Origin of the sequence: Streptococcus pseudopneumoniae IS7493 (assembly GCF_000221985.1) — a bacterium.
Lineage (GTDB): Bacteria > Bacillota > Bacilli > Lactobacillales > Streptococcaceae > Streptococcus > Streptococcus pseudopneumoniae.
In genome coordinates, this window is record NC_015875.1 from 445,021 (window position 1) to 465,989 (window position 20,969).

The following is a 20,969-nucleotide window of genomic DNA, read 5'->3' on the forward strand; positions in this document are numbered from 1 at the left end:
ACAAAAAATCCTCTTTTTACATCAAACAAGTTGCAGACAAGTTTGGTATCGTTTACAATATTCTTATCAAATCAAACTTGCTTTGACAAGTATAAGGAGAATCAAATGGGAAAATTTGAACAAGAAGCCAAGGATCTGCTTCAGGCAATTGGAGGCAAGGAAAATGTGACTGCCGTAACCCACTGTGCGACACGGATGCGGTTTGTTTTAGGAGATGATAAGAAGGCTAATGTTAAGGCTATCGAGTCAATTCCAGCTGTTAAAGGAACCTTTACAAATGCAGGTCAATTTCAGGTAATCATTGGAAATGACGTGCCAATCTTTTATAATGATTTTACAGCTGTTTCGGGTATTGAGGGTGTTTCCAAAGAAGCAGCCAAGTCTGTAGCTAAGAGTAATCAAAATGTGGTCCAACGTGTCATGACCACTCTGGCGGAAATCTTTACTCCGATTATTCCAGCCTTGATTGTTGGTGGATTGATCCTCGGTTTCCGTAATGTCTTGGAAGGTGTGCATTGGTCTATGTTGGATGGCAAGACCATCACAGAAACTTCTCAGTTTTGGGCAGGGGTTAATCACTTCCTCTGGTTGCCGGGTGAAGCTATCTTCCAGTTCTTACCAGTGGGGATTACCTGGTCTGTTTCTCGTAAGATGGGAACCAGCCAAATCTTGGGAATTGTTCTCGGAATCTGTTTGGTATCGCCTCAGTTGCTCAATGCCTATGCGGTTGCTTCAACGCCAGCAGCTGATATTGCGGCAAACTGGGTTTGGAATTTTGGCTATTTTACTGTTAATCGTATCGGTTACCAAGCCCAAGTTATCCCAGCCTTGCTTGCAGGTTTGAGTCTGTCTTATCTTGAAATTTTCTGGCGCAAGCATATCCCAGAAGTGATTTCTATGATTTTTGTACCTTTCTTGTCATTGATTCCAGCCTTGATTTTAGCTCATACTGTTTTGGGACCAATCGGTTGGACAATTGGACAAGGACTTTCATCAGTTGTCTTGGCAGGTTTAACTGGTCCAGTTAAATGGCTCTTCGGTGCAATTTTTGGTGCCCTCTACGCTCCATTTGTCATCACAGGTCTGCACCATATGACCAATGCCATTGATACACAATTGATTGCGGATGCTGGTGGCACTGCCCTATGGCCAATGATTGCTCTTTCTAATATTGCTCAAGGCTCAGCCGTGTTTGCCTATTATTTCATGCACCGTCATGATGAGCGTGAGGCTCAGGTTTCACTTCCTGCCACTATTTCAGCCTATCTCGGTGTTACAGAACCAGCCCTCTTTGGGGTCAATGTCAAATACATCTATCCATTTGTAGCTGGAATGACTGGTTCAGCTCTTGCAGGCATGTTATCCGTTACTTTTAATGTAACTGCGGCTTCTATTGGTATCGGTGGTTTGCCAGGTATCCTCTCTATTCAACCTCAATACATGTTGCCATTTGCAGGAACTATGCTAGTCGCTATTCTTGTTCCAATGCTCTTGACTTTCTTCTTCCGTAAGGCTGGTCTCTTTACAAAAACAGAGGACGATACGGACTTGCAGGCAGAATTCGTTGCTCAAGAAGAAGCAGAATTTGTGAGTCATGAACCAGTAGAACTTACTCCAGTAGAAATTGTTAGCCCGCTGACTGGCCAAGTGAAAGAACTAAGTCAAGCAACGGATCCAGTCTTTGCTTCAGGTGTCATGGGGCAAGGTCTGGTCATTGAACCAAGCCAAGGTGAGTTGACTTCTCCAGTCAATGGGACAGTGACGGTTCTTTTTCCTACCAAGCATGCCATTGGTATTGTCTCTGACGAGGGGGTGGAATTGCTCATCCACATCGGTATGGATACAGTAGGTCTTGATGGCAAAGGATTTGAAAGTCTTGTAGCCCAAGGAGACCATGTCACAGTTGGTCAGCAACTGATTCGTTTTGATATGGATGTCATTAAGGCTGCAGGTCTGGTGACAGAAACTCCTGTTATCATCACCAACCAAGATGCTTATACAGCGACTATTCCCGGAACTTATCCGACAACGATCCAAGCTGGAGCATCTCTCATGGTCGCTACACGAATCTAATACTCTTCGAAAATCTCTTCAAACTACGTCAGCTCTATCTGCAACCTCAAAATAGTGTTTTGAGCAACCTGTGGCTAGCTTCCTAGTTTGTTCTTTGATTTTCATTGAGTATAATTGAAATAGCACAAATAGGGACGGAAGACTGCTTCCTCCCTTTTATCAGAAAAGGAGAAACAGATGACACTTGATAAAGGAAAAGTAGTCTATCAAATCTATCCAAAATCTTACAAAGACACCACTGGCAATGGTATTGGGGACTTCCGTGGAATTATTGAAAAAATTCCCTATTTAGCCAAACTAGGTGTGGATATGGTCTGGCTCAATCCATTCTATCCAAGCCCTCAACGGGATAATGGTTACGATATTTCAGATTATATGGCAGTAGATCCTCTTTTTGGTGATATGGCTGATTTTGAGGAAATGGTGCGTGTCGGTCAAGAGCACAAGATTGACTTTATGCTGGACATGGTACTCAATCATTGTTCGACAGAGCATGAATGGTTTCAGAAAGCCTTAGCTGGGGACAAGTATTATCAAGACTTTTTCTTCATCCAAGACCAACCAACAGATTGGCAGTCTAAGTTTGGTGGCTCTGCATGGGCGCCCTTTGGGAATACAGGGAAATACTACCTTCATCTTTTTGATGAGACCCAGGCTGACCTTAACTGGCGCAATCCCAATGTCCGTAAGGAGCTTTTCAAGGTAGTTAATTTCTGGCGTGACAAGGGTGTCAAAGGTTTCCGATTTGATGTGATCAATTTGATTGGCAAGGATGAAGTCTTAGTGGATTGTCCTGAAAATGAAGGAAAGCCAGCTTATACAGACAAACCTATCGTTCATGACTATTTGCGTATGATGAATCAAGCCACTTTTGGAGCAGACGATAGCTTTATGACAGTTGGGGAAATGTCTTCTACCACCATGGACAACTGTGTCCTCTATTCGTCGCCTGATCGTCAGGAATTATCCATGACCTTTAATTTTCATCACCTCAAGGTGGACTATAAGGATGGACAAAAGTGGACCTTGGCTCCCTTTGATTTTGAAGAGTTGAAGAGTCTTTACCATAGTTGGGGTAAGGAAATGAGTGATAAAGACGGTTGGAGTGCTCTCTTCTGGAACAATCACGACCAACCACGCGCTTTAAACCGTTTTGTTGATATTCAAAACTTCCGCAAGGAAGGAGCCACTATGCTAGCAGCCAGCATTCACCTGTCACGTGGGACACCTTATATCTATATGGGCGAGGAAATCGGGATGATTGACCCAGACTATGATTCTATTGCTGATTATGTGGATGTCGAATCGCTCAATGCCTATCAGATGCTCTTAGAGGAAGGGAAGAGTCAGGAAAAAGCCTTCCAGATTATTCAAGCTAAGTCGCGTGATAATTCACGCATTCCCATGCAGTGGGATACTTCTGAAAATGCAGGATTTTCAACAGGCACTCCATGGTTGAAAGCTGGTAAATCCTATAAATACATCAATGTAGAAAATGAAATCCAGGGTCCGATTTTCACCTTCTATCAAGACTTGATTCGACTGCGTAAGGAAATGCCAATCATTTCAGAAGGAAATTACAAACCAGCCTTTGAAGATAGCAAACAAGTCTATGCTTTTGAACGCCAGTTTGAGGATCAAAAGTTACTAGTGCTCAATAACTTTTATGCCAAAGAAGTGGAAATCGACTTGCCAGCAGTCTACCAAAATGGACAAATTTTGATTTCAAACTATGAAGACGCAGAAGTGTCTGAGAAAATTCTACTCAAACCCTATCAAACACTGGCTATTTATGTAAATTAATACTCTTCGAAAATCTCTTCAAACCGTGTCAGTTTTATCTGCAACCTCAAAGCGGTGCTTTGAGCAACCTGTGGCTAGCTTCCTAGTTTGCTCTTTGATTTTCATTGAGTATAAACTTAGCAAGAAGACCTCTTTTTCAGAAAAGCAGGGTTCTTTTTGATGTCTATTCCATCCTTGAAAGTGTAGAACAAACTGTCAATCGAAAGTGATTATGTCCCAAAAAAAATGGTGAGATTGAGGGCAATTATTTTGCTTTCATTTGACAAGAGGAACCCTTGAAGCAGTTTTGTCAGCTAAACCAAGGCTAATCTTAGCCTTGGCTTGTCAGCCTAACAGCATCAAGCCTCTTATCAAATGAAATAGAGGGCTAGCTATCAGCTAGTTAAAACATCTAATTTTTAGGAGGGCTGGGTGGCTAACTTCATTATAGAACTTTCATTAGTTAGCAAAAAGGCTTGTTGTCTATAATTGTCTGCATTAGTCTAGATTTTATTTATAGAAAATGTTATAATAGACTGTATTTAAAAAATTTTAAGGAGAAATGACAGAATGTCTGTATCATTTGAAAACAAAGAAACAAACCGTGGTGTCTTGACTTTCACTATCTCTCAAGACCAAATCAAACCAGAATTGGATCGTGTCTTCAACTCAGTTAAGAAATCTCTTAATGTTCCAGGTTTCCGTAAAGGTCACCTTCCACGTCCTATCTTCGACAAAAAATTTGGTGAAGAGTCACTTTACCAAGATGTTATGAACGCTCTTTTGCCAAATGCTTATGAAGCAGCTGTAAAAGAAGCTGGTCTTGAAGTCGTTGCTCAACCAAAAATTGATGTAACTTCAATGGAAAAAGGTCAAGACTGGGTTATCACAGCTGAAGTCGTGACAAAACCTGAAGTTAAATTGGGTGACTACAAAAACCTTGAAGTATCAGTTGATCTAGAAAAAGAAGTAACTGACGCTGACGTTGAAGAGCGTATTGAACGCGAACGCAACAACTTGGCTGAATTGGTTATCAAAGAAGCTGCTGCTGAAAACGGCGATACTGTTGTTATTGACTTCGTTGGTTCTATCGATGGTGTTGAATTTGATGGCGGAAAAGGTGAAAACTTCTCACTTGGACTTGGTTCAGGTCAATTCATCCCTGGTTTTGAAGACCAATTGGTAGGTCACTCAGCTGGCGAAACTGTTGATGTAGTTGTAACATTCCCAGAAGACTACCAAGCAGAAGACCTTGCAGGTAAAGAAGCTAAATTCGTAACAACTATCCACGAAGTAAAAGCTAAAGAAGTTCCAGCTCTTGATGATGAGCTTGCAAAAGACATTGACGAAGAAGTTGAAACACTTGCTGAATTGAAAGAAAAATACCGCAAGGAATTGGCTGCTGCTAAAGAAGAAGCTTACAAAGATGCAGTTGAAGGTGCAGCAATTGATAAAGCTGTAGAAAACGCTGAAATCGTAGAACTTCCAGAAGAAATGATCCACGAAGAAGTTCACCGCTCAGTAAACGAATTCCTTGGAAACTTGCAACGTCAAGGTATCAACCCTGACATGTACTTCCAAATCACTGGAACTACTCAAGAAGACCTTCACAAACAATACGAGGGAGAAGCTGAGTCACGTACTAAGACTAACCTTGTTATCGAAGCAGTTGCCAAAGCTGAAGGGTTTGACGCTTCAGAAGAAGAAATCCAAAAAGAAGTTGAGCAATTGGCAGCAGATTACAACATGGAAGTTGCTCAAGTACAAAGCTTGCTTTCGGCTGATATGTTGAAACACGATATCACAATCAAAAAAGCTGTTGAGTTGATTACAAGCACAGCAACAGTTAAATAATATTAATAAACAAAAATCCCACCTGAATTGGTGGGTTTTCTTGTGCACTATTTTCCAAAAATCTCTTTGAGATCTGCATCTGTAATCCCAATCATGGCCGGGATGCTGTCCCAGTTTTCTTCGGTTAGGATGTAGGATTGTTCAGAGGTACTTGATGTGGCTGTTTCAGAGACAGCTGGTTGCTTTTCTTCAACATTCTCCAATAAATCACTGAAGCGTTCAATCAGATAGGTTTTTCGGGCAGTTCCGATATGTTGAGTAGCATAGTCGAAGGCCTGTAATTCGCCTAGTAAGATAAGCTTGCTTTTGGCGCGTGTAATGGCTGTATAGATGAGATTGCGCTCCAGCATACGCCTACTAGCACTGGTGATCGGTAGGATGACAACAGGGAACTCACTTCCCTGTGATTTATGGATGCTCATGGCATAGGCCAGGCGAATCTTGTACCATTCGTTACGTGGGTAAGAGACTTCATTGCCATCAAAATCAATAACAATCTCGTCTTGTTTCGACTCGGTGTATTTACCAGGAATCAGGTCTGTGATGGCTCCTAAATCTCCATTAAAGACATTGATTTCAGCATCGTTGACCAAATGAATGACCTTGTCGCCCTTACGATAGTGGCACTGGGGAGCTTCAAAACTGAGTTGATTTTTTTGTGGTGGATTGAGCAGGTCTTGCATGAGCTGATTGATGGCATCAATCCCTGCCGTCCCTCGGTACATGGGAGCTAGAACCTGAATATCACGAGCAGGGATACCACTTCTGAGGGCAGCGCCTAAGATTTTCTCAATAGTAGCAGGAATATGGCCACTAGCAATTTCAAAGTAGGAACGGTCTGCTTTTTTCTGGGTGAAATCAGCTGGCAAGATGCCCTGTCGAATCTGACTTGCTAAGGTTACTATGGTTGATTCTTCGCTTTGTCGATAAATTTTTTCCAAGCGAGTCTGAGGAATCAAAGGAATATGAAGCAGATCTGCTAGAACTTGTCCAGGACTGACAGAAGGCAACTGGTCGCTGTCACCCACGATGAGGATCTTACTGTTAGAAGAGATGTTTGAGAAGAGTTGATTGGCCAGCCAAGTATCCACCATAGAAAATTCATCCACGATGATAAAGTCAGCATCCAGATAATCTTCCAGATGACTGGTATCGTCGTCACCTGTCATTCCTAAATGACGGTGTATAGTAGCGCTAGGCAAGCCTGTCAATTCATTCATGCGACGAGCTGCTCGTCCAGTTGGAGCAGCAAGAAGAATAGGTAGGTTGCTTTTTTTTCTGAGGTCAAGTCCTTCTAAAAGGGCATAGACAGCGATGATCCCATTGATAACAGTTGTCTTACCAGTACCAGGTCCACCTGTCAGGATAAAGACCTTATTCTGGATAGCATCACAGATAGCCTGTTTTTGAATGTTATCATATTCAATCTCCAGATCTTCTTCGACAGTAGCGATATGTTTTTGAATGGTTTCTAAATCATGACTCTTCTGTTTTCCTTTTTCAAGGATACGAACCAAGTGACTGCGGATGCCTTCCTCAGCGAAAAAGAGACTGTTATCAAAGATTTTGGTATCAATCTGCTGGACCTTGTCTTCTTCAATCAGGTAGGAGAGTTCTTGGGCCACTTGGCTGGGATCCAGTTCCACGGGGCGGGAAGACTCAAGGAGAGTAAGGGTTTGTTCCAGCAAATCCCGTGCTTCAACATAGGTATCCCCTGTTTCCATACAGGCCTGAAAAAGACTATGAACCAGACCGGCACGGAAGCGTTCAGGAGCCTGACTTTCGATGCCTAATTCTTCCGCTAGTTGGTCAGCAATGGTAAAGCCCAAACCCTTAATATCCTCAACCAGTTGATAGGGATAATTTTCAACCACATCAAGGGTTTCTTCCTTGTAAAAGTCTTGAATCTGAAAGGCTAGTTTGTTGGGAATGCCGTAGTTGGCCAGTTTGGCCAAAACCATCTCCGTTCCGTAGTTGAGACGAAGAGTGGAGACGAAAGCCTCGCGATTTTTGGCAGATAGTCCTGCGATGCCTTCTAACTTTTCTGGGTGTTGCAGAATTTCGTCAATGGTATTGTCGCCGTAGGTATCCACAATTTTCTGAGCTGTCTTGAGACCAATCCCCTTGAAATGGCTACTTGAAAAGTACTTGACCAATCCCTTGCTAGTTGGTTTTGCACGTTCATATCGGCTGATTTGCAGTTGCTCCCCGTACTTGGAGTGTTGGACAATTTGTCCCCAAAAAGTATAGTCTTCTCCCTCAATCACATCAGCCATGGTGCCAGTAACAATGATTTCAAAATCATCAAAATCTTCTGCGTCCGTATCTTCGATTTCTAGGAGGAGGATACGATAAAAATTGCTGGGATTTTCAAAAATAATCCGTTCAATGGTTCCTGAAAAATAAACTTCCATAAGATTCCTTTGCATAAATAGGTGAGAGTTAATACTCTTCGAAAATCTCTTCAAACCACGTCAGCTCTATCTGCAACCTCAAAACACTGTTTTGAGCAGCCTGCGGCTAGCTTCCTAGTTTGCTCTTTGATTTTCATTGAGTATAACTTTGTTTCTATCTTAATCAAACTGGGTAGTGAATAATCATCTTCTCACGATAGAAGAAGAGGCTGAGATTGCTGATTCTCGGCCTCTTAGGTCTCTTAAAATGTTCCGATACGGGTGATTGGCCAGAAGCGGAATTTAGCTTCCCCTGTGATATCTTTTGCTTTGAAGGTACCTACGTGGCGGCTGTCGCTCGAAACCAAGCGGTCGTCTCCGAGGAGAAGGTATTCTCCTTCTGGAACTGTAAAGCTAAAGTTGGTGTTGTAGTTGACATCAACTGTGAAGGCTTGAGCTTTTTGAGCGATACTTCTAAAGAAAGTTCCTTTATTTCCTTCAAATCCCTTGCCTGAGTAGGTGCTTTGGAGTTTGTCATCCTTGAAGCGTTTGATATAGTCAGCTAGATAAGGTTCATCTGTCTCTTTGTCATTGATGTAAAGTTTATCATTTTCGTAACGGATGGTATCGCCAGGCATTCCGATGACGCGCTTGACGATGTCCTTATTGCCATCTTCCTCATGGGCCACCACGATATCAAAACGGTCAATAGGGAGGTGCTTAACGACAAAGAGAATTTCGCCATCCGCTAGGGTAGGATCCATGGAGTGTCCTTCTACGCGGACATTACTCCAAAAAAAGATACGACTTAAAGCTAGTAATGACAGAATCAGGAGGAATAATCCCCACTCTTTTAGGAAATTTTTAAATGAATTCATAACTTACCTTTCTAAGCGTTTTTTCGCTTTTTCAGTATTTTTAAAGTGCAATTTGGCGCAGAAGTTGAGTCCCTGCATACCATAGGCTTGTAAAATCTGGCTAGCTACCTTATCAGAAGCTGTTCCAGCTCCACTTGGAAGTTGATAACCCAGTTCTCGTCCTAGATTTTCTAGATTTTCCAGAAAGAGATCACGCGCAATGATAGAAGAAACTGCGACAGCCAAGTATTCGCCCTCAGCCTTTTCTTCTAAGCTGATAGGATTGCTGAAACGATTGGCCTCTTGTGCCAAGTACTTGTCATAATTTTTAGCACTGGTAAAGGCATCAATCACAATTTTCTCAGGTTGAACGCCTTTTTGAAGAAGGAGATAGATAGCCTGGTTATGGAGGGCAACCTTAACCGAAACAGCATTGTAGCGGTCTCCGATGACCTCGTTGTACTTGCTTGGTGAGAGAAGCAGTGCCTGGTGCTGGATTTTGTCCTTGAGGATAGGGGCAATCTGACGAATCTTTTGGTCGGTCAGAGTTTTAGAATCCCCCACACCGAGTTTTCGCAAGAAAGCATGCTGGTCAGGTGTGACAAAGGAAGCCACAACTGCAAGTCCACCAAAGTAGGAACCATTTCCCACCTCATCTGTCCCAATCAAAGGAAGATTTTGTCCGCTGGTTTCCTCTACAACTTGATAGCCAAAGAAACGAGCATATTTCTCAGCTCCTTCACCCTGAAGCAAGACCTTTCCAGAAGTATAGATAGAAACCGTTGCCTGAGGCAGTCTCAAAAAGTAGCGGATATAGGGATTCTTACTAGGAGCCAGACTGGTTTGATAGTGTTCAAGAAAAGCCTGAATCTTCTTTTCACTTGGTGTGAGTGTTATACTTGCCATAGTTTCTATTGTACCATAAAAGCAGGCAAATTTGTAAAAACTGACAAAATTAGCGAATTTTGGTATAATATCGTGAGGTGAATTTTATGGCAAATCTAAATCGATTCAAATTTACATTCGGGAAAAAATCATTAACCTTGACAAGCGAGCATGATAACCTTTTTATGGAGGAAATCGCCAAGGTTGCGACAGAAAAATACCAAGCAATTAAAGAACAAATGCCTAGTGCAGACGATGAAACCATCGCTCTTTTGTTGGCAGTCAACTGTTTAACAACTCAGCTCAGCCGTGAGATTGAATTTGACGATAAGGAGCAAGAGCTAGAAGAACTCCGTCACAAGCTTGTGACTTGCAAGCAAGAACAGAGCAAGATTGAGGACTCCTTATGATTTCACTCCTTCTTCTATTGGTCTTGGCTTGGGGATTTTATATCGGCTATCGGAGAGGCCTGCTCTTACAGGTTTATTACCTGATTTCAGCTATGGCATCTGCTTTTATGGCTGGTCAGTTTTACAAGGGGCTTGGCGAGCAGTTTCACTTATTGCTCCCTTATGCAAATCCGCAGGAAGGTCAGGGAACTTTCTTTTTCCCATCGGATCAACTCTTTCAGTTGGATAAGGTCTTTTATGCAGGGATCGGCTACTTGCTTGTATTTGGGATTGTCTATAGCATCGGTCGTTTGCTTGGTCTCCTATTACACTTGATCCCTAGTAAAAAATTGGGTGGTAAGTTGTTCCAAGTTTCAGCAGGTATCTTGTCCATGTTGGTGACCTTATTTGTCTTGCAAATGGCCTTGACCATCTTGGCGACCATCCCCATGGCAGCTATACAAAATCCTCTTGAAAAGAGTATCGTCGCAAAACACATCATCCAGAGCATACCAGTAACAACCAGTTGGCTCAAACAAATCTGGGTGACAAATTTAATCGGATAAAAAGGGCAGGAGTTTTCCTAGCCCTTTGTTTACAGATTGACTAGAATCTATCAGAATGTAAAAAGCTACCACACCTAGACATTCAAAGATAAGGAAATAAAGATGAATAAGAAAATATTAGAAACATTAGAGTTTAATAAGGTCAAGGCCTTGTTTGAGCCCCATTTGTTGACCGAGCAGGGCTTGGAGGAATTGAGACAGCTAGCTCCAACTGCCAAAGCAGATAAAATCAAACAGGCTTTTGCTGAGATGAAGGAAATGCAGGCTCTTTTCGTTGAGCAACCGCATTTTACCATTCTCGCAACTAAGGAAATTGCAGGAGTCTGCAAGCGGCTGGAGATGGGGGCAGACCTCAATATTGAGGAGTTCCTACTCTTGAAGCGCGTGCTTCTGTCTAGCCGAGAGCTGCAAAGTTTTTATGCCAATCTGGAAAATGTCAGCTTGGAAGAATTAGCCCTTTGGTTTGAGAAATTACATGATTTTCCGCAATTACAAGGAAATCTCCAAGCCTTTAATGATGCAGGTTTCATTGAAAATTTTGCCAGTGAAGAATTGGCGCGAATCCGCAGAAAAATCCATGATAGCGAGAGTCAGGTACGCGATGTTTTACAGGACCTGCTCAAGCAAAAAGCGCAGATGTTGACAGAAGGGATTGTTGCTAGCAGAAATGGCCGTCAGGTTTTACCAGTCAAAAATACCTACCGCAATAAGATTGCAGGTGTCGTTCATGATATTTCTGCTAGTGGAAATACCGTCTATATCGAACCCCGTGAGGTGGTCAAACTGAGCGAAGAAATTGCCAGTTTGCGAGCAGATGAGCGCTATGAAATGCTTCGCATTCTCCAAGAAATCTCTGAGCGTGTTCGCCCTCATGCGGTTGAGATTGCTAATGATGCTTGGATTATCGGCCATCTGGACTTGATTCGTGCCAAGGTCCGCTTTATCCAAGAAAGGCAAGCAGTCGTTCCTCAGCTGTCAGAAAATCAGGAAATTCAATTGCTCCATGTCTGCCATCCTTTGGTCAAAAATGCTGTCGCAAATGATGTCCATTTTGGTCAAGATTTAACAGCGATTGTCATTACAGGTCCCAATACAGGTGGGAAGACCATCATGCTTAAAACTCTGGGCTTGACACAGGTGATGGCTCAGTCAGGTTTGCCGATTTTAGCTGATAAGGGAAGTCGTGTTGGTATTTTTGAAGAAATCTTTGCAGATATTGGGGATGAGCAGTCTATTGAGCAGAGCTTGTCTACCTTCTCTAGCCACATGACTAATATTGTGGATATTCTTAGCAAGGTCAATCAACATTCACTCTTGCTTTTGGATGAGTTGGGGGCTGGTACAGACCCTCAAGAGGGAGCTGCCCTTGCCATGGCTATTCTGGAGGACCTTCGCCTGCGTCAAGTCAAGACCATGGCGACTACCCACTATCCAGAACTCAAGGCCTACGGTATTGAGACAGCCTTTGTGCAAAATGCCAGCATGGAGTTTGATACTGCAACTCTACGCCCGACCTATCGCTTTATGCAGGGTGTTCCTGGCCGAAGCAATGCCTTTGAAATTGCCAAACGTCTAGGTCTATCTGAAGTTATCGTAGGGGATGCCAGTCAGCAGGTTGATCAGGACAATGATGTCAACCGAATCATTGAGCAACTGGAAGAGCAGACTCTAGAGAGTCGCAAACGCTTGGACAATATCCGTGAGGTGGAGCAAGAAAATCTCAAGATGAATCGTGTTCTCAAAAAACTCTACAACGAGCTCAATCGTGAAAAGGAAACCGAGCTTAACAAGGCGCGTGAACAAGCTAGTGAGATTGTAGACATGGCCCTAAGTGAAAGTGACCAGATTCTCAAAAATCTCCACACTAAATCTCAACTCAAGCCCCACGAAATCATTGAAGCCAAGGCCAAGCTTAAAAAATTGGCTCCTGAAAAAGTAGACTTGTCTAAAAACAAGATACTTCAAAAGGCCAAGAAAAAACGAGCTCCAAAGGTGGGAGATGATATCGTGGTTCTCAGTTATGGCCAGCGTGGTACCCTGACCAGTCAACTCAAGGACGGCCGCTGGGAAGCCCAAGTTGGCTTGATTAAGATGACCCTGGAAGAGAAAGAGTTTGACCTTGTTCAAGCCCAGCAAGAAAAGCCAGTTAAGAAGAAACAAGTCAATGTTGTTAAACGGACATCTGGCCGAGGTCCACAAGCCAGACTGGACCTTCGAGGCAAACGCTATGAAGAGGCTATGAATGAGCTAGATGCCTTTATCGACCAAGCCCTGCTTAACAATATGGCTCAAGTTGATATCATTCATGGTATCGGAACAGGTGTCATCCGTGAAGGAGTCACCAAATACCTACAAAGAAACAAACATGTCAAGAGTTTTGGCTATGCCCCACAAAATGCTGGAGGCAGTGGCGCGACTATTGTCACTTTTAAAGGATAAGAAAAGCCTGAGGAAATATGTTGTTCCTCAAGCTTTTTGATTTCTAACCTAGACATCTAAAGGTTGTCCAGTGTGATTGAGTTGTGTGACAGTAACAAAGAAATCCTCTCTCATTCGAGTCAGAAGTTGATTTGGATAGACCTTTTCAAAGTTATCAAGACTGGCAAAGATATGCTTAGCAAGCTCTAGACCTCTGACATCATCTTTTCTGAGAAAATTATTAGCCCGTTCCATGGAAAGACTAATCATCTCTGTCATCTTGGTGCTCAGTAGAGGGAAAGTATTAATCACTTCCAAGGTTTTCATAGCTAAGCTCTCAGCTTTGTCATAGTAGCCATTAACAGAGTAATGCTTGATAGCAGTTCTTAAGCAGGCAATATAGTAGTCAGCAGTACGGATTGAATGGTATTCAGTCTGTTTTTTTAGAGTATCTAATAAGTGGTAGAGTCTATAATCTAAAAATTCGATTGAAAAGTGAGGCAGGATAGATGAAAAGATATTGACCTCAATTTTGTTCCAGTCGTCTAATTCACTTAGATAGTTCTTGATATATTCTAGTTCTTGATAGTCTTTTGGAGTCAGAAAAGAATCGCCGATGATGTTTGCGATAGCAAATTTATTGACTACACGATTGGCGATCACATAGTGTTCAGCGATTCCAGGATTTTCCAGAGGCTGATTAATCAAGCTAAGGATCTTTTTAAATTCACGCTTATAGGCCAAATCAGCAACTTGAGCCTGTAATTTATGAAATTCAGTTGGAAACATCTGCGTTTTGAGACTATCAAAGGTCTCCTTATCAATTCCAATATTAGACAGAATCTCTTCAAATTTTTGAATGGTTATTCGAGATTTCCCTTGCTCAAACTGACGTAAAAAGTGAGGGGTCACTGTAGTACCAGCGGCTTCCTTCTGTGTAAACCCTCTCTCCTCACGGATGGCCTTATAGACTAATCCATAAACACTTTCATCTTGCATCCTAAATCTCCTCAAGTCCTTTTTTCCATTCTATCATAATTCTACCAGTTTTTAAGAGAATTTTTAGAAAAAAGTAAATATAGTTACGCTTTTTCGGGGGGGGGAATTGTTCAATAAAGGTAAATATAGATACGCTTTTCGTAAATAAGGTAAATAGCATGCTATACTGTAATCGTAAACAATAAAATTTTAAAGGAGATTTTTGATGATGAAGTCAAAAACAGTTTTAGTAACTAGCCTAGCGGCTGCAACATTTGGATTGGTCTCTCTTGTGGACACAGCAGGAGTTCTACCTTTTTCAGCGCAAACAGTGCAGGCTGACACACAAACGCTTAATCCAACTGCTAAATATTATATTCTTGTTCCAAAAGATTCAGAAGTATTTAAAGGATGGAAGGGAACTGCTAATCGTCCCATTATTTGGGCTACAAAAACCACTCCAGAATTATCTTATTTCGAAGAAACTGCTCGAAATTATATAGCTCTTGAAAATAAGTCTGGTGCCAATTACATAGAGTGGAAGGGGACTGTAGAAGAGTTTAAAGAGGCTGTTAAGAAGTTGACTGGTAAAACAACAGCTTCCTCAACTCCAAAGACTTTTAACCAATCAACAACGAGTCAAAAAGATGGCTGGTCAGGTTCGTCCTACTACCAAAATGGTAGCAAAGTTACCAGTAAGTGGATTTTTGATAAGAACTATAATTCCTACTTCTACCTAGATGCTTCAGGTAATTATGTTCAAAATGCTTGGGTAGGAAACTACTACCTCAAGTCAGGTGGATATATGGCTAAAAGCGAGTGGATTTATGATAAGAATTATGGTTCATATTACTACCTAACGTCGGAAGGAAGTTACGCCCGTAATACTTGGGTGGGTAACTATTATCTCAAGTCAAACGGCAAGATGGCTAAAGGTGAATGGATTTATGACAGTAACTACAGCTCTTACTATTACTTAACATCAGAAGGAAGCTATGCTCGTAACACATGGGTAGGTGACTACTATCTCAAGTCAAATGGTAAGATGGCAGTGAATGAGCGTACACCAGATGGTTATCAAGTTGATGGATCAGGTAAGTGGATCCGCTCTAAGGGAACTCATACAGCCAGCAGTTCACAAGCAACATCATTAGGAATAAGCCTTTACCATGTCAATGATGCTATGACCTATATCGATATTGCTCTACCTAGTACTCCATCTTCATCTTATCAAGTAGCCTATGATTTTGCCTTAATTGATGTAAATACAGGTAAGGTTTCTACAGATGCTCATTTTACTGCTACTTACAGTCCAAGTCTACGTGTTTTTCAAACTCGTCACTTCTTTAGTGCAACTCCAGATGGAAGTTATCTCTTTGTTATCAAAGGAAAAGGACAAGATGGTAAGGTATATGATGGACAATCTGTTGTCTTTCGTGTAAAGAATCATCGTTTTGTCGGATAGATAAATGTTGCACTTTAAACAAATAAAGACTAAAAAATAAAGGAAATTAAAAACATGAACAAAAAGAAATTATTAGTATGTGCTTTGGCACTTTCAACAGTCGGAGTATTGTCAACTATTGACACAGCGGGAGTTCTACCTTTTTCAGCAAAAACAGTGCATGCTGATGACATTGTTGCAGTTGGTAATGTTGATCACAAGGTCAATCTAAGTTTGGTTGGTTATGATAAAAATCGTGGCGTTTCTGTCACTTTTTCAATTGATAGTGTTAATCCTAATTTTGTTAATAATTGGAATAGTAAGCAAGATTCTATTATTGTAAGAACGAAGCTTGTTAATGCTAAAACAAAAGAGGTTGTGGATAATGACACCGGAGCAAGTGTTAGATTGAGATCCTATGATTTAACAAAAAGCAGCATTGACTCTTATTCATATGAATCGATTCCTGATGGTGAATACAAATATGAAGCCTATGTAAGTGAATTTTATATTGATCCTCAAACTAAGCTTCGTCATCAATACAAAGGAGAATCTCCTATTTTTAGTATTAAAGACGGTAAATTTGCTGGTCTAGTATCTTCAACACAATCATCCACAACACCAACAACTACTGCAACTCCAAAACAATCTACTAGTTCTAAGTCAGGTCAGACTGGTTGGTCAGGTTCTTCTTACTATAAAGCTGGTGTTAAAGTAGTCAATCAATGGATTTTTGATGTTCAGTACAATTCTTACTTCTACCTAAATGCTTCAGGGAACTTTGTTCAAAATGCTTGGTCAGGAAGTTATTACCTCAAATCAGGTGGCTACATGGCTAAGAGCGAGTGGATTTATGACAATAACTATAAATCATACTATTACTTGACAGCAGAGGGCAGCTATGCGCGTAATGCTTGGGCTGGAAGTTACTACCTCAAATCAGATGGTAAAATGGCTAAGAGTGAGTGGATTTATGATAGTAGCTACAAATCTTACTATTACCTAACATCAGAAGGAAGCTATGCTCGTAACACATGGGTAGGTGACTACTATCTCAAGTCAAATGGTAAGATGGCAGTCAACGAACGTACCCCAGATGGCTACAAAGTAGATGGCTCAGGTAAGTGGGTTAAATAGAATAAAAGTAGTGAAAGGAATTAGCACAGGCTGGTTCCTTTCTCTTAGATAAGGGAGAAATATGAAAAAGTTACTATTAACCACAACACTTTCACTGACACTAGTTCTAGGAGGTTGTCAGTATCTACCTTGGAATAAAAGCGCGGAACCAGCATCCGAGGAAGTAGCAACTCCAGAGATAGATTACAGCAAATATAACAAGGTTTTGGATGACTACGAAAAAGTAGCGAAAGGCACCTTGCCGAAAGGTATAGATGTCAATCCCCTAGCTAGTCAAGTGAAGTCTTCTCAAGGCTTTTATACAGATGTAGTTTATCACAAGACGGATTTGAATAATGATGGAGTCGATGAACTCTTGCTTGCTCTTGAAATGAAGAGTGGCGAAAAGAGTTTACTTGATATTCGTACGCTGAAAGACGAAAAGGTGATTCGTTTGACTGATCAAGAAAATCGTTTAGACCAGATTGGTGAGAGAATGACAGTCGGTATCTTGCCAGATAATTCTCTGCTCTATCGTGGAGCTGGTACAGCAACGAGTCACATCTATGCTCACTACCAATTTAGTGAAGACGGACAGTCTTTGGTAAAGGGTAAGGAGGCTCAAGAAGTAGCAGATCTTGGGGTCGGTTCTCCCATTTCTTTAGATACTTTAAGCTGGAAGTCAGTTTCAGATAAGATTCTTGGCGGAAGCAGTGAAGACAAGAGTACAGATGAAGCCAAACCAAGCGTAGATTACAGTTCTTATAACAGCATTTTGAAGGATTATGAATTTATTTTAGACCATAAGGCAGAGGTTAAGGATAATATCAATCTAACTGCTAATATCTATGCAGGGATGGCAGAACGCAGTCAAGCCTTCACCTATGCAATGGTTGATATGGATAAAAATGGCATTGATGAATTGATTGTCTCTTCGAAAAATGGTAGTGAGATTTTAGATATTTTTACACTCAAAAATCAGAAAGTCATTCGCCTCACCAATGCTAAAAATAAAATGCAGATGCTGGGAACTCGCTTCAAGGCCTATCTCCTAGAAGATGGAAACCTCTATACCCAGTGGAATCCGTTCGCAGGAGACCCACAAACCATTCATACCATTTGGAAGTTGAATAGTAGTGGGGACAAACTAGAGAAAGTTAAAGAAGCTAAGACAGAGGATAAAGTCAGTCCTGGTGCTCGAATGAATCTATCTAGCCTGACTTGGAAATCTGTAACAGAAAAATTTGCTGCAACAGCATCTTCATCAAATCAAAATACTTCTGGGAAAATGGACATTAATGCCATAAAAAATGGAGATTTCTCTAGTATTGAGGGAAAATGGAGTAATGGTCATGGAGGAGAAGATTTAGTCTTTAGTAAAGATGGCTTGATAGCGCCAGAGAAATTTAAGGTTGACCTTGCAGAATCAGAAATAGTCAATGATTTTTTACGAGCTCGCTACTCAGGTCCATCTTTTGGAGTCTTTATTCAATTCATACCAGCAGGTGTTAGAATACCTGATGAGACATCAATGGATGGATTAATATCAGACGCTTCGGATATTAGTAAAGATAGAATCATCTATCGTGCTTCATTTCCAGTACATAATAAACCAGAACAATTCTTATATCGTGTAGACTAGGAGTGAAACAGATTGATTTAATTAACAGCACCTCACGCACATGGGAATGCTCAATCTTTTTCTACTGAGTCAAATAAGATTTTTCCAAAATCCATTGACAAAAGCCAACATTTTTTGTAGAATAAGAATCAATTAAATACCAACACCGAATGAAGTTTAATAGAAGTGGTAAATCGTTTGATTTTCCATGACTGTAAATGGACGGAACTCTGGAGAGACCGTAAAGGCACCGAAGGGGCAAGGCAGGCAACTGCTCAAACTCTCAGGTAAAAGGACAGAGCTAGGATAGACCGCTTTTTAGCATTTATCTAAGCATTCCAGAGTACATGTATCTTACATGTGCTCTTTCTTTTGGGGTTGAAAAGATAGGAGAAGGAAATGTTAGAATTGCTTAAATCAATTGATGCTTTTGCTTGGGGACCGCCCCTCTTGATTTTATTAGTCGGAACAGGGATTTACCTAACTATTCGGCTAGGACTCTTGCAGGTTTTGCGTCTGCCCAAGGCCTTTCAGCTTATTTTTATCCAGGATAAGGGACATGGTGATGTATCCAGTTTTGCAGCTCTGTGTACAGCCTTGGCATCAACCGTTGGGACAGGGAATATCATAGGAGTTGCGACGGCTATCAAGGTTGGTGGACCAGGAGCCCTCTTTTGGATGTGGATGGCGGCTTTCTTTGGAATGGCTACCAAGTATGCGGAAGGACTCTTGGCCATCAAATACCGCACCAAGGACGACCATGGTGCAGTAGCGGGAGGTCCCATGCATTATATCCTTCTAGGAATGGGAGAGAAGTGGCGACCACTTGCTGTTTTGTTTGCAGTAGCGGGAGTATTGGTTGCTCTCTTGGGAATCGGAACCTTCACCCAAGTCAACTCGATTACAGAATCTATCCAAAATACAACGACGATTTCGCCAGCCATCACAGCTCTCGTCTTGTCTGTCTTTGTAGCGATTGCAGTCTTTGGCGGGCTCAAGTCCATTTCAAAGGTTTCAACTACTGTTGTTCCTTTTATGGCTATCATTTATATTTTGGGAACTCTTACAGTTATTTTCTTTAATATTGAGAAAATCCCTGCCACAATCGCTTTAGTCTTTACCTCAGCTTTTAGTCCCCTTGCTGCGGTAGGTGGATTTGCTGGTGCTAGCGTTCGGATGGCTATTCAAAATGGTGTGGCGCGTGGTGTGTTCTCAAACGAATCTGGTCTGGGTTCTGCTCCTATTGCAGCTGCAGCTGCTAAGACAAATGAACCGGTAGAGCAAGGTTTGATTTCCATGACAGGGACTTTTATTGACACCCTCATTATCTGTACTCTGACTGGTTTGACCATCTTGGTAACTGGTGTTTGGAGTGGTGACTTGAATGGGGTTGCCTTGACTCAGTCAGCTTTCTCAATAGTCTTTTCACACTTTGGACCTGCTCTCTTGACCATCTTCCTTGTACTCTTTGCCTTCACGACGATTCTAGGTTGGAACTACTACGGAGAACGCTGTTTTGAGTTCCTCTTTGGGGTTCGCTTTATCTGGCTCTACCGTGTGGTCTTTGTGCTCATGGTCTTGCTGGGAGGATTTATCGAGTTGGATATGGTCTGGATTATCGCAGATATCGTTAACGCCTTGATGGCTCTGCCAAACTTGATTGCCCTCTTAGTCTTGTCACCAGTCGTTATTGCTGAAACTAAAAAGTATTTTGACAAATAATGGAATCACACAGCTCGTGTGATTTTTTTGCCTATAAATGATTTTTATCAAGCTGATATATAATATATATTATGCAAATGATTGGAAGTGTGATAAACTAATACTCAATGAAAATCAAAGAGCAAACTAGGAAGCTAGCCGCAAGCTGTACTTGAGTACGGTAAGGCGACGCTGACGCGGTTTGAATTTGATTTTCGAAGAGTATAATATACAACGAAAATCTTATGAGAGAATAAACCTTTGTCTTAAATAAACTTAGGAATCAGGATTTTATAAGATTTTCCAATATACTAGTGTCAATAACAAGAAAAGAGGTATCTTATGACAACATTTACAATCCATACAGTAGAATCAGCACCAGCAGAAGTGAAAGAAGTTCTTGAAACAGTAGAAAAAGACAACAATGGCTATATTCCCAACCTAATCGGTCTCTTGGCCAATGCACCGACTGCTTTAGAAGCCTACCGAACTGTCGCATCTATCAACCGTCGCAACAGCCTGACACCCGTTGAGCGTGAAGTGGTGCAAATCACGGCAGCCGTGACCAATGGTTGTGCCTTCTGTGTCGCAGGTCACACAGCCTTTTCCATCAAACAAATCCAGATGAATGATGACTTGATTCAAGCTCTTCGCAATCGTACTCCAATTGAAACAGATCCTAAATTGGATACCCTAGCTAAGTTTACTTTGGCAGTTATCAATACCAAGGGTCGTGTAGGAGATGAATCCTTGGCTGAGTTTTTAGAAGCTGGCTACACGCAACAAAATGCCTTGGATGTAGTCCTTGGTGTCAGCCTAGCAAGCCTCTGTAATTATGCCAACAACCTAGCCAATACCCCAATTAACCCAGAATTGCAACCTTATGCTTAAT

The 20,969-nt window shown here is 41.6% G+C and carries 15 protein-coding genes and 1 riboswitch; of the genes, 11 read left to right on the forward strand and 4 right to left on the reverse strand.

Annotated features, from left to right (window positions below; translation table 11 throughout):
* Window positions 1–105: 105 nt before the first annotated feature.
* From treP to tig, 3 genes are all read left to right on the forward strand, one after another.
* Window positions 106–2,073 carry a PTS system trehalose-specific EIIBC component gene (gene treP / locus SPPN_RS02510; protein ID WP_000514338.1) on the forward strand — a complete coding sequence of 656 codons (1,968 nt, stop codon included), beginning with the start codon at window positions 106–108 and terminating at the stop codon, window positions 2,071–2,073.
* Window positions 2,074–2,250: 177 nt separating this feature from the next.
* Window positions 2,251–3,876 (forward strand): alpha,alpha-phosphotrehalase, encoded by a 1,626-nt coding sequence (gene treC / locus SPPN_RS02515; RefSeq protein WP_000171232.1) that lies wholly within the window; start codon window positions 2,251–2,253, stop codon window positions 3,874–3,876.
* 549 nt (window positions 3,877–4,425) lie between these two features.
* Window positions 4,426–5,709, forward strand: coding sequence for a trigger factor (gene tig, locus SPPN_RS02520; RefSeq protein ID WP_000116484.1), 1,284 nt, complete (start codon window positions 4,426–4,428; stop codon window positions 5,707–5,709).
* A gap of 47 nt (window positions 5,710–5,756) precedes the next feature.
* Here the strand turns inward: tig and recD2 are convergent, their stop codons facing one another.
* The 3 genes from recD2 to rnhC all read right to left on the reverse strand — a co-directional run bounded on the left by recD2 (window position 5,757) and on the right by rnhC (window position 9,865).
* Complete coding sequence (gene recD2 / locus SPPN_RS02525) at window positions 5,757–8,123, reverse strand: SF1B family DNA helicase RecD2 (protein WP_000454525.1); 2,367 nt, start codon at window positions 8,121–8,123, stop codon at window positions 5,757–5,759.
* A 242-nt stretch (window positions 8,124–8,365) separates the two neighbouring features.
* Window positions 8,366–8,980, reverse strand: coding sequence for a signal peptidase I (lepB, locus tag SPPN_RS02530; protein WP_001083986.1), 615 nt, complete (start codon window positions 8,978–8,980; stop codon window positions 8,366–8,368).
* A 3-nt stretch (window positions 8,981–8,983) separates the two neighbouring features.
* Window positions 8,984–9,865, reverse strand: a complete 882-nt coding sequence (gene rnhC / locus SPPN_RS02535; protein ID WP_000146891.1) for a ribonuclease HIII — start codon at window positions 9,863–9,865, stop codon at window positions 8,984–8,986.
* A gap of 86 nt (window positions 9,866–9,951) precedes the next feature.
* Between rnhC and zapA the strand changes: the two genes are divergently transcribed.
* From zapA to SPPN_RS02550, 3 genes are all read left to right on the forward strand, one after another.
* Window positions 9,952–10,254, forward strand: a complete 303-nt coding sequence (gene zapA / locus SPPN_RS02540; protein ID WP_000002020.1) for a cell division protein ZapA — start codon at window positions 9,952–9,954, stop codon at window positions 10,252–10,254.
* Window positions 10,251–10,799, forward strand: coding sequence for a CvpA family protein (locus SPPN_RS02545; protein ID WP_000624509.1), 549 nt, complete (start codon window positions 10,251–10,253; stop codon window positions 10,797–10,799). The genes zapA and SPPN_RS02545 overlap by 4 nt, the downstream gene beginning before the upstream one ends.
* A gap of 102 nt (window positions 10,800–10,901) precedes the next feature.
* Window positions 10,902–13,238: an endonuclease MutS2 gene (locus SPPN_RS02550; RefSeq protein WP_001035042.1), complete on the forward strand. Its 2,337-nt coding sequence runs from the start codon at window positions 10,902–10,904 to the stop codon at window positions 13,236–13,238.
* Window positions 13,239–13,286: 48 nt separating this feature from the next.
* Here the strand turns inward: SPPN_RS02550 and SPPN_RS02555 are convergent, their stop codons facing one another.
* Entirely contained in the window at window positions 13,287–14,216 is a 930-nt protein-coding gene (locus SPPN_RS02555; RefSeq protein ID WP_001150390.1) for a helix-turn-helix domain-containing protein, read from the reverse strand.
* 208 nt (window positions 14,217–14,424) lie between these two features.
* Between SPPN_RS02555 and SPPN_RS02560 the strand changes: the two genes are divergently transcribed.
* From SPPN_RS02560 to SPPN_RS02580, 5 genes are all read left to right on the forward strand, one after another.
* Complete coding sequence (locus SPPN_RS02560; RefSeq protein WP_025170600.1) at window positions 14,425–15,660, forward strand: endo-beta-N-acetylglucosaminidase; 1,236 nt, start codon at window positions 14,425–14,427, stop codon at window positions 15,658–15,660.
* Between the two features lie 54 nt (window positions 15,661–15,714).
* The gene (locus SPPN_RS02565; RefSeq protein ID WP_001035285.1) at window positions 15,715–16,776 is read left to right on the forward strand and encodes a hypothetical protein; all 1,062 of its coding nucleotides are present in this window, start codon (window positions 15,715–15,717) and stop codon (window positions 16,774–16,776) included.
* A 61-nt stretch (window positions 16,777–16,837) separates the two neighbouring features.
* Window positions 16,838–18,397, forward strand: a complete 1,560-nt coding sequence (locus tag SPPN_RS02570; RefSeq protein WP_000735119.1) for a DUF6287 domain-containing protein — start codon at window positions 16,838–16,840, stop codon at window positions 18,395–18,397.
* A 199-nt stretch (window positions 18,398–18,596) separates the two neighbouring features.
* A riboswitch (glycine riboswitch) is annotated at window positions 18,597–18,685 on the forward strand.
* Window positions 18,686–18,775: 90 nt separating this feature from the next.
* Complete coding sequence (locus SPPN_RS02575) at window positions 18,776–20,098, forward strand: alanine/glycine:cation symporter family protein (protein ID WP_000891477.1); 1,323 nt, start codon at window positions 18,776–18,778, stop codon at window positions 20,096–20,098.
* A gap of 321 nt (window positions 20,099–20,419) precedes the next feature.
* Window positions 20,420–20,968 (forward strand): carboxymuconolactone decarboxylase family protein, encoded by a 549-nt coding sequence (locus SPPN_RS02580; RefSeq protein ID WP_000206766.1) that lies wholly within the window; start codon window positions 20,420–20,422, stop codon window positions 20,966–20,968.
* The last annotated feature ends 1 nt before the right edge of the window (window position 20,969 follow it).

Coding starts and splice junctions, on each gene's coding strand:
- treP (WP_000514338.1), top strand. CDS start 106: ATGGGAAAATTTGAACAAGAAGCCAAGGATCTGCTTCAGGCAATTGGA.
- treC (WP_000171232.1), top strand. CDS start 2,251: ATGACACTTGATAAAGGAAAAGTAGTCTATCAAATCTATCCAAAATCT.
- tig (WP_000116484.1), top strand. CDS start 4,426: ATGTCTGTATCATTTGAAAACAAAGAAACAAACCGTGGTGTCTTGACT.
- recD2 (WP_000454525.1), bottom strand. CDS start 8,123: ATGGAAGTTTATTTTTCAGGAACCATTGAACGGATTATTTTTGAAAAT.
- lepB (WP_001083986.1), bottom strand. CDS start 8,980: ATGAATTCATTTAAAAATTTCCTAAAAGAGTGGGGATTATTCCTCCTG.
- rnhC (WP_000146891.1), bottom strand. CDS start 9,865: ATGGCAAGTATAACACTCACACCAAGTGAAAAGAAGATTCAGGCTTTT.
- zapA (WP_000002020.1), top strand. CDS start 9,952: ATGGCAAATCTAAATCGATTCAAATTTACATTCGGGAAAAAATCATTA.
- SPPN_RS02545 (WP_000624509.1), top strand. CDS start 10,251: ATGATTTCACTCCTTCTTCTATTGGTCTTGGCTTGGGGATTTTATATC.
- SPPN_RS02550 (WP_001035042.1), top strand. CDS start 10,902: ATGAATAAGAAAATATTAGAAACATTAGAGTTTAATAAGGTCAAGGCC.
- SPPN_RS02555 (WP_001150390.1), bottom strand. CDS start 14,216: ATGCAAGATGAAAGTGTTTATGGATTAGTCTATAAGGCCATCCGTGAG.
- SPPN_RS02560 (WP_025170600.1), top strand. CDS start 14,425: ATGAAGTCAAAAACAGTTTTAGTAACTAGCCTAGCGGCTGCAACATTT.
- SPPN_RS02565 (WP_001035285.1), top strand. CDS start 15,715: ATGAACAAAAAGAAATTATTAGTATGTGCTTTGGCACTTTCAACAGTC.
- SPPN_RS02570 (WP_000735119.1), top strand. CDS start 16,838: ATGAAAAAGTTACTATTAACCACAACACTTTCACTGACACTAGTTCTA.
- SPPN_RS02575 (WP_000891477.1), top strand. CDS start 18,776: ATGTTAGAATTGCTTAAATCAATTGATGCTTTTGCTTGGGGACCGCCC.
- SPPN_RS02580 (WP_000206766.1), top strand. CDS start 20,420: ATGACAACATTTACAATCCATACAGTAGAATCAGCACCAGCAGAAGTG.